Annotated in this window: 1 rRNA gene; it reads right to left on the bottom strand. The window is 56.6% G+C overall.

The annotated features are described in order from the left end of the window. Window positions 1-55: 55 nt before the first annotated feature. A 23S ribosomal RNA gene (locus LY41_RS00220) occupies window positions 56-1,594 on the bottom strand; the annotation flags it as partial.

Here is a 1,594-nt window from a genome sequence, read left to right as displayed (position 1 = left end):
TGTGGGGCGGGTGGTGTGGTGTTTCAGGATCGTAGAGTGGGTGCGTAGCATCGTTGTAGGCAAGTCCTCGGCCTGTTAGTACCAGTCCACTCCAACACACATTACTGCGCTTCCATGTCTGGCCTATCAACCCAATCATCTCTTGGGGGCCTTAACCCACAACGGGGTGGGAGACCTCATCTGGGAACAGGCTTCCCGCTTAGATGCCTTCAGCGGTTATCCCTTCCGAACGTAGCCAACCAGCCATGCCCCTGGCGGGACAACTGGCGCACCAGAGGTTCGTCCGTCCCGGTCCTCTCGTACTAGGGACAGCCTTCCGCAAGTCTCCTACGCGCGCGGCGGATAGGGACCGAACTGTCTCACGACGTTCTAAACCCAGCTCGCGTGCCGCTTTAATGGGCGAACAGCCCAACCCTTGGGACCAACTCCAGCCCCAGGATGCGACGAGCCGACATCGAGGTGCCAAACCATGCCGTCGATATGGACTCTTGGGCAAGATCAGCCTGTTATCCCCGGGGTACCTTTTATCCGTTGAGCGACACCCCTTCCACCAGGAAGTGCCGGATCACTAGTCCCGACTTTCGTCCCTGCTCGACCCGTCAGTCTCACAGTCAAGCTCCCTTGTGCACTTACACTCAACACCTGATTACCAACCAAGCTGAGGGAACCTTTGGGCGCCTCCGTTACTCTTTAGGAGGCAACCGCCCCAGTTAAACTACCCACCAGGCACTGTCCCTGAACCAGATCATGGTCCGAAGTTAGATTCCCAGCACGACCAGAGTGGTATTTCAACAACGACTCCACCAGCACTCGCGTGCCCGCTTCACAGTCTCCCACCTATCCTACACAAGCCGAACCGAAAACCAATACCAAGCTATAGTAAAGGTCCCGGGGTCTTTCCGTCCTGCCGCGCGAAACGAGCATCTTTACTCGTAGTGCAATTTCGCCGGGCCTGTGGTTGAGACAGCCGGAAAGTCGTTACGCCATTCGTGCAGGTCGGAACTTACCCGACAAGGAATTTCGCTACCTTAGGATGGTTATAGTTACCACCGCCGTTTACTGGCGCTTAAATTCTCAGCTTCACCCCCGAAAGGGTTAACCGGTCCTCTTAACGTTCCAGCACCGGGCAGGCGTCAGTCCATATACCTCGACTTGCGTCTTCGCATGGACCTGTGTTTTTAGTAAACAGTCGCTTTCCGCTGGTCTCTGCGGCCCGCCACCCCTAACCCGCAAAGGGTTTCAAGATGGCTGGCCCCCCTTCTCCCGAAGTTACGGGGGCAATTTGCCGAGTTCCTTAACCACAGTTCACCCGATCGCCTTAGTATTCTCTACCTGACCACCTGTGTCGGTTTCGGGTACGGGCCACGCACGCACTCGCTAGAGGCTTTTCTCGACAGCATAGGATCACTCTACTTCACCACAACGGCTACGCATCACGCCTCACCCACACGCAGAACGGATTTGCCTATCCTGCGGGCCACACGCTTACACCAGTACTACCACTCACTGGCGGAGCTACCTTCCTGCGTCACCCCATCACTTGACTACTACGCCCTCAGGTCCCACGCTCCACACACACCACATCCCGAAGGAT

It is taken from the genome of Prauserella halophila, from assembly GCF_024171895.1.
GTDB classification, from domain to species: domain Bacteria; phylum Actinomycetota; class Actinomycetes; order Mycobacteriales; family Pseudonocardiaceae; genus Prauserella; species Prauserella halophila.
Note: the sequence above shows the minus strand (reverse complement) of the source record. Positions and strands in the feature narration are given on the sequence as shown.